Origin of the sequence: Phenylobacterium sp. (genome assembly GCF_030654915.1) — a bacterium.
GTDB lineage: Bacteria > Pseudomonadota > Alphaproteobacteria > Caulobacterales > Caulobacteraceae > Phenylobacterium.
Genome location: NZ_JAURWM010000282.1, coordinates 1 through 6205, shown reverse-complemented (window position 1 = coordinate 6205; position 6205 = coordinate 1). Strand labels below are relative to the sequence as shown.

Below are 6205 nucleotides of genomic sequence, written 5' to 3'. Positions count from 1 at the left end.
GGCTCGGTCAGGATGCGGCGGAAGTCGTCGCGGCTCAGGGCCTTCAGCTCAACCCGGATCGGCAACCGGCCCTGGAGTTCGGGCAGCAGGTCCGACGGCTTGGCGACGTGGAAGGCGCCCGAGGCGATGAACAGGATGTGGTCGGTCTTCACCGGTCCGTACTTGGTCGAGACGGTGGTGCCCTCGATCAGAGGCAGCAGGTCGCGCTGCACGCCTTCGCGGGAGACGTCGGCCCCGCCCGAGCGTTCGCGGCTGGTCGCCACCTTGTCGATCTCGTCCAGGAACACGATGCCCTGGTTCTCGGCCAGCTCCAGGGCTTCCTGGGTCAAGGCTTCCTGGTCCAGCAGTTTGTCGCTTTCCTCGGCGATCAGCGGCGCCCAGGCGCCGGTGACGGTGGTCTTGTGGGTCTTGGTGCGGCCGCCGAAGGCCTTGCCCATCATCTCGCCGAGATTGAGCATGCCCATCTGCGAGCCCGGCTGGCCGGGGACGTCGAACATCGGCATGCCGCCGCCGCTGTCGGCCAGGGTCAGCTCGACTTCCTTGTCGTCCAGTTCGCCGGCCCGCAGCTTCTTGCGGAAGCTGTCGCGAGCGGCGGTGGAGCCGGGACCGGTCAGGGCGTCGAGCAGCCGCTCCTCGGCGCCGGCCTCGGCGCGGGCGCGGACGGCGGCCCGGCGCTTGTCGCGGACCATGGCGATGGCGCTTTCCACCAGGTCGCGGATGATCTGGTCGACGTCGCGGCCGACATAGCCGACCTCGGTGAACTTGGTGGCCTCGACCTTCAGGAACGGGGCGTGGGCGAGCTTGGCCAGCCGCCGGGCGATCTCGGTCTTGCCGACGCCGGTCGGCCCGATCAGCAGGATGTTCTTCGGCGTAACCTCGTCGCGCAGGTCGGCGGGCACACGGCGGCGGCGCCAGCGATTGCGCAGGGCGACGGCGACGGCCTTCTTGGCCTCAGGGTGACCGACAATGTAGCGGTCGAGTTCGGAGACGATTTCGCGGGGGGAAAATTCGGTCATGTCGGCCGGTAGATAATTACGACTTGGCCCTGGCGACAGGGAGAATCTGGTCGAAGACCAGTCGCCACCCGTCGGAACGGCTTTGCCAGATGCGAACATAGTGGCCGCGCGCGGGCTCTGGACCCTGGGTCCAGGTCGCGTCGCCATAGGTCCAGGCGAGGTCCCCGGCCGCCGAGGCGCTTCCGCCCAAGGGCGAGAAAACGATCTTCGGGGCGCGGGTGGAGAGTTCAGCGGCGACCGCCCGCGGAGTGGTCGCGGGGGCGGCTTCTGAACCGGCCACCCGTGCGTCGGGGCTGAGCGCCGCCAGATAGGCGCCCTTGGCGTCGGTGATGGCGCGGGCGGCGAGGGCGGCCTCGGCGGCGCGAACCTGGCTCATGGCCTGGCCGGCGGTGGTCTTGGGGCCGGTGGAGGCGGAGAGGTAGGCGGGCTGCGAACCTTGCGGCGCGGCGTCACCATGAGCGCTCGGCGCGCCGCCGTCATAGAGCCACTTCCAGCCGCCATCCGGCTGCTTGGCCCAGACGGTGAAGTACCAGCCGTTTTCCTTGCTGTCGTAGGTGGCCGGGCCGGTGGTGAAGCCGAGGTCGCCGGAGCGCGCGATCCCCGCCCACAGCGGCCACCAGATCAGCGGCGGTCCCTTCTGGTCGGGCCGCGCGGCGTAGACATCGTGGGTTCGGACCGGATCGGGCGCGAAGACGATGGCCTCGGGAGCCGAATGCTTCAGGAACGAGGCCTTGATCCCGGTCGCCAGGCCGTCGGCGGCGAAGGCCCGCTCGGCCGCCACGACCGGGGCCGGATCGTCGCCCTGCGCCATCGCCGGGGTGGCGATCAGCAGCAGGGCGAGGCTGAGGCTAGAGGCTCTCAACCGTCAGTTCTCCGTTGGTGTAGACGCAGATCCTGGCCGCGATGCCCATGGCCTTGCGCGCCACTTCCTCGGCTGACAGTTGGGAGTCGGCGAGGGCCAGGGCCGCGGCCAGGGCGTAGTTGCCGCCCGAGCCGATGGCCGCGACGCCGCTTTCCGGCTCCAGCACGTCGCCGACCCCGGTGACGGTGAAGATCTGGTCCTTGTCGGCGACCAGCAGCATCGCCTCCAACTTGCGGAGGTAGCGGTCGGTGCGCCAATCCTTGGCGAGGTCGACGCAGGCCCGCGCCAGCTGATCGGGATACTGCTCGAGCTTGGCCTCCAGCCGCTCGATCAGGGTGAAGGCGTCGGCTGTGGCGCCGGCGAAGCCCGCCAGGACCTTGCCGCCGGCCAGGGTGCGGACCTTTCGGGCGTTGCCCTTGACCACGGTTTGGCCCATCGAGACCTGACCGTCGCCGGCGATCACGGTCTTACCGTCCTTGCGTACCGCCAGGATCGTGGTTCCGTGCCAATCTGGAAAGTTCGAGGCTGTCATCATGCTGCGGATGTGGCCAGCGGTCCCGGTGAGGTCAAGCGTGATGCGCTTAAGTTAGGACATGCGGGCGGCGAGCAGGAACCGGCCTGCGCCGAGAATGGACGAGGCGACGATGAGCTTCACCGACGACGAAGTCGAGCGCTATGCCCGTCAACTGGTGCTGCGCGAGGTCGGCGGCCAGGGCCAGCAGCGGCTGAAGGCGGCCAGCGTACTGGTCGTGGGTGCAGGCGGCCTGGGCGCGCCGGCCGCGCTCTATCTGGCCGCGGCGGGGGTTGGGCGGATCGTGCTGGTCGATCCCGACGTGGTCGACACCTCAAATCTGCAGCGCCAGATCATTTTTCGTAACACTGACGTCGGCGCCAAGAAGGTCGAGGCGGCCGCCGCCCACCTGCGGGCCTTGAACCCGCATGTGCATATTGACTGTGCGCCGGTGCATCTGGAGGCCTGCAACGCCGGGCCGCTGGTCGCCGGGGTGGACCTGGTGCTGGACGGCACCGACGACTTCGCCACCCGCTTCGCGGTCAACGCCGCGTGCGTGGCCCTGGAGCGGACGCTGGTGTCTGGCGCCATAGGCCGCTGGACCGGTCAGGTCGGGGTGTTCCGCGGCAAGCCCTGCTATCGCTGCCTGGTGCCGGAGATCCCGCCGGACGCCGAAACCTGCTCAACCGTGGGCGTGGTCGGCGCCATCGCCGGGGTGATCGGGTCAATGATGGCCCTGGAGGCGATCAAGCTGATCGCCGGGGCCGGCGAACCGCTGGCCGGGCGGCTGCTGATCTATGACGCCCTGGCCGCCGAGACCCGGACGGTCCGGATCGGGGCGGACCCTGAGTGCGAGGTTTGTGGAGCGGTGAGGCCGTAGGCGCTGCCTGCCTTCTCCTCTCCCCCTGGGGAGAGGAACGGGCCTACAGCATCGACATCAGCACCCGGTCCGGCGGCCGGTGGCCGTCCATCCAGGTCTTGAGGTTGATGATCACCTTTTCGCCCATGTCGATCCGGGCCTCGACCGTGGCCGAGCCGAGGTGGGGCAGGAGGACGGCGTTGGGTTGCTTGAGCAGCTTGGGATTGATCGCCGGTTCGAACTCGAAGACGTCCAGGCCGGCCCCGGCGATGCCGCCTGCCGCCAGCAGGTCGGCCAGCGCCCCTTCGTCGATGATCCCGCCCCGAGCGGTGTTGACCACGATCGCGTGCGGCTGGAGCAGCTTCAGGCGGCGCGCCGAGAGCAGGTGATAGGTCGCCGGGGTGTGCGGGCAGTTGACCGAGATGATGTCCATCCGGGCCAGCATCTGGTCGAGGCTCTCCCAGTATGTGGCCTCAAGCTCCTCGGCGATCACGTGGCTGACCGGCTTGCGGTTGTGATAGTGGATCTGCATGCCGAAGGCCTTGGCGCGGCGCGCCACAGCCTGGCCGATCCGGCCCATGCCGATGATTCCCAGCCGCTTGCCGTTGACGCGGCGGCCGTTCATCCAGGTGGGGGTCCAGCCGGTGAACTCGCCGGCCTGCACGACATTGGCGCCCTCCACGATCCGGCGGGAGACCGCCATGATCAGCGCCATGGTCAGGTCGGCGGTGTCCTCGGTCAGCACGCCGGGCGTATTGGTCACCACGATGCCGCGCGCGGTCGCGGCGGCCACGTCGATGTGATCGATGCCCATCCCGAAATTGGCGATCAGCTTCAGCCGCTCGCCGGCCGCGGCGATCAGGTCGCCGTCGATATGGTCGGTGATGGTCGGCACCAGGGCGTCGGCGCGCTGCACGGCGTCCAGCAAGGCCTCGCGGCTCATGGGCGCGTCATCGAGGTTCAGCTCGGTGTCGAACAGCTCACGCATCCGGGTCTCCACCTGATCGGGGAGTTTGCGTGTGACGATGATTTTCGGCTTGCGGGCGGCCATGGCGTTTTGAAAGGAATCTTTAACTGCGCGCGGCGCGCTTTGCGTTGTGACCAGGAACCTCTAGCAAAGCCACCATGGACGGCCAAGGCGAGCCTAAACTGAACTATTCCGTGAAAACTTCGACGCTCAAAATTTTGACGACGCTGCTGGCCCTGGCTGTTTGCACGCCAATGGCGCACGCAGAGCCACGTCTGACGCCCTCGGGGCAGCCCGTGCCGCGCTATATCTCGTTGAAATTCGACAAGGTCTACGCCCGGGCAGGCCCTAGCGAGGATCACAAGCTGCTGTGGGTCTATCATGTGAAGGGCCTGCCGGTTCAGGTGGTGGCCGAGAACAGCGAATGGCGACGGATCTGCGATCCTGACGGCGGCATGGCCTGGGTTCACAAACGCCTGACCAGCGGCGAGAACACGGTGCTGCGCAAGAAGCCGGCGCCATTGGCCCTGCACAGGAAACCCAAGGCCGAGGCGGCGATCGTCGCCTATCTGAACCCTCGATCGATGGCGGCGTTGATCAAGTGCGAAGACGGCTGGTGCAGAGTGCGCGCCGACAACGTCACCGGGTGGGCTCCCGCGGCCGAATTGTGGGGAACGTCGGACGCGATCCAGTGCAAGGTAGCCCTAAGGGCGCCTGCTCGGAGCCGTTGAGCAGAAGGTCTTGCTCTGCTACGGCCTGAATTCAATGATTCCAATGGTCCCGGTTTCCCAGGGCCTCTGTCAAGAAAGCCGAGCATGAGCCAGGGCGTGAAGGCCAAGGACCACTACAATCTCGAAGAGCTGCTGGCCTGCAGCAGAGGCGAGATGTTCGGCCCGGGCAATGCGCAGCTGCCCGCCCCGCCGATGCTGCTGTTCGACCGCATCATCACGATCAATGATGACGGCGGCGCGCACGGCAAGGGCTATATCGAGGCCGAGTTCGACATCAATCCGGACCTCTGGTTCTTCGATTGCCACTTCATCGGCGACCCCGTGATGCCAGGCAGCCTGGGCCTTGATGCGCTCTGGCAGCTGGTCGGCTTCTATCTGGGCTGGATCGGCGGCAAGGGCCGCGGTCGCGCGCTCGGCTGCGGCGAGGTGAAGTTCGCCGGCGAAGTGACCCCCGACATCAAAAAGGTCACCTACAAGGTCGATATGAAGCGGGTGATCAACCGCCGCTTGGTCATGGGTATCGGCGACGGGGTGTTGGAAGCCGATGGCAACCCCATCTATCACACGCAAGACCTTCGGGTCGGTCTTTACCAGCGCTAAGCCGCCGCCAAGTCGAGGAGACAGCATGCGCCGCGTCGTCGTCACCGGAATCGGTATCGTATCGTCCATCGGCAATAACGCGGACGAGGTGCTAGCCTCGCTGCGCGAAGCCAAGTCGGGCATCACCTTCGCGCCGGAATATGCCGAGCTGGGCTTCCGCTCGCAGGTCCATGCGGCCCCCGCCATCGAGTGGGAAACCATGGTCGACCGGCGCGCGGCGCGGTTCCTGGCCCAGGGCACGGCCTTTGGCCACATCGCCATGGAACAAGCGATCGCCGACTCCGGCCTGGAGGAGGCGCAGGTCTCCAACGAGCGTACCGGCCTGATCGTCGGCTCCGGCGGTCCGTCCACCAAGTCGATCATCGAGTCGGCTCAGATCGCCAAGGATCGCGGCCCCAAGCGGGTCGGTCCGTTCGCGGTGCCCAAGGCGATGAGCTCGGGCGCCTCGGCGACCCTGGCCACCTGGTTCAAGATCAAGGGCCTGAACTTCTCGATCTCTTCGGCCTGCGCCACCTCCACCCACTGCATCGGCTCGGCCTACGAGCAGATCCTGATGGGTAAGCAGGAGGTGATGTTCGCCGGCGGGACCGAGGAGCTCGACTGGTCGCTGTCCAACATGTTCGACGCCATGGGCGCCATGAGCAGCAATTTCAACGACC

8 protein-coding genes are annotated in these 6205 nt (G+C 67.2%); 4 read left to right on the top strand and 4 right to left on the bottom strand.

Annotated features, from left to right (window positions below; genetic code table 11):
• The 3 genes from hslU to hslV all read right to left on the bottom strand — a co-directional run.
• On the bottom strand, window positions 1-1016 hold a 1016-nt coding region (gene hslU, locus Q7T84_RS15010), incomplete at its 3' end, for an ATP-dependent protease ATPase subunit HslU (protein WP_304810385.1).
• Window positions 1017-1032: 16 nt separating this feature from the next.
• The gene (locus tag Q7T84_RS15005) at window positions 1033-1878 is read right to left on the bottom strand and encodes a DUF4440 domain-containing protein (protein ID WP_304810383.1); all 846 of its coding nucleotides are present in this window, start codon (window positions 1876-1878) and stop codon (window positions 1033-1035) included.
• Window positions 1865-2413: an ATP-dependent protease subunit HslV gene (gene hslV, locus Q7T84_RS15000; RefSeq protein ID WP_370653667.1), complete on the bottom strand. Its 549-nt coding sequence runs from the start codon at window positions 2411-2413 to the stop codon at window positions 1865-1867. The genes Q7T84_RS15005 and hslV overlap by 14 nt, the downstream gene beginning before the upstream one ends.
• A 109-nt stretch (window positions 2414-2522) precedes the next feature.
• On the opposite strand from hslV, the gene Q7T84_RS14995 reads away from it, so the two are divergent.
• Window positions 2523-3269, top strand: a complete 747-nt coding sequence (locus Q7T84_RS14995; RefSeq protein ID WP_304810381.1) for a HesA/MoeB/ThiF family protein — start codon at window positions 2523-2525, stop codon at window positions 3267-3269.
• Between the two features lie 43 nt (window positions 3270-3312).
• Here the strand turns inward: Q7T84_RS14995 and Q7T84_RS14990 are convergent, their stop codons facing one another.
• On the bottom strand, window positions 3313-4299 hold the full coding sequence (locus Q7T84_RS14990) for a D-glycerate dehydrogenase (protein WP_304810379.1): 987 nt from the start codon (window positions 4297-4299) through the stop codon (window positions 3313-3315).
• Window positions 4300-4373: 74 nt separating this feature from the next.
• Between Q7T84_RS14990 and Q7T84_RS14985 the strand changes: the two genes are divergently transcribed.
• The 3 genes from Q7T84_RS14985 to Q7T84_RS14975 form a co-directional block, all read left to right on the top strand.
• The gene (locus Q7T84_RS14985) at window positions 4374-4946 is read left to right on the top strand and encodes an SH3 domain-containing protein (RefSeq protein WP_304810376.1); all 573 of its coding nucleotides are present in this window, start codon (window positions 4374-4376) and stop codon (window positions 4944-4946) included.
• Window positions 4947-5030: 84 nt separating this feature from the next.
• Window positions 5031-5546 (top strand): 3-hydroxyacyl-[acyl-carrier-protein] dehydratase FabA, encoded by a 516-nt coding sequence (gene fabA / locus Q7T84_RS14980; protein ID WP_304810374.1) that lies wholly within the window; start codon window positions 5031-5033, stop codon window positions 5544-5546.
• Window positions 5547-5571: 25 nt separating this feature from the next.
• Window positions 5572-6205 (top strand): beta-ketoacyl synthase N-terminal-like domain-containing protein (locus tag Q7T84_RS14975; RefSeq protein ID WP_304810372.1); only part of this gene is annotated, 634 nt, incomplete at its 3' end.

Excerpts from the sequence above, each read along its gene's own strand:
- Q7T84_RS14990 (WP_304810379.1), bottom strand. The coding sequence starts at position 4,299 with ATGGCCGCCCGCAAGCCGAAAATCATCGTCACACGCAAACTCCCCGAT.
- Q7T84_RS14995 (WP_304810381.1), top strand. The coding sequence starts at position 2,523 with ATGAGCTTCACCGACGACGAAGTCGAGCGCTATGCCCGTCAACTGGTG.
- fabA (WP_304810374.1), top strand. The coding sequence starts at position 5,031 with ATGAGCCAGGGCGTGAAGGCCAAGGACCACTACAATCTCGAAGAGCTG.
- Q7T84_RS14985 (WP_304810376.1), top strand. The coding sequence starts at position 4,374 with ATGGACGGCCAAGGCGAGCCTAAACTGAACTATTCCGTGAAAACTTCG.
- hslV (WP_370653667.1), bottom strand. The coding sequence starts at position 2,413 with ATGATGACAGCCTCGAACTTTCCAGATTGGCACGGAACCACGATCCTG.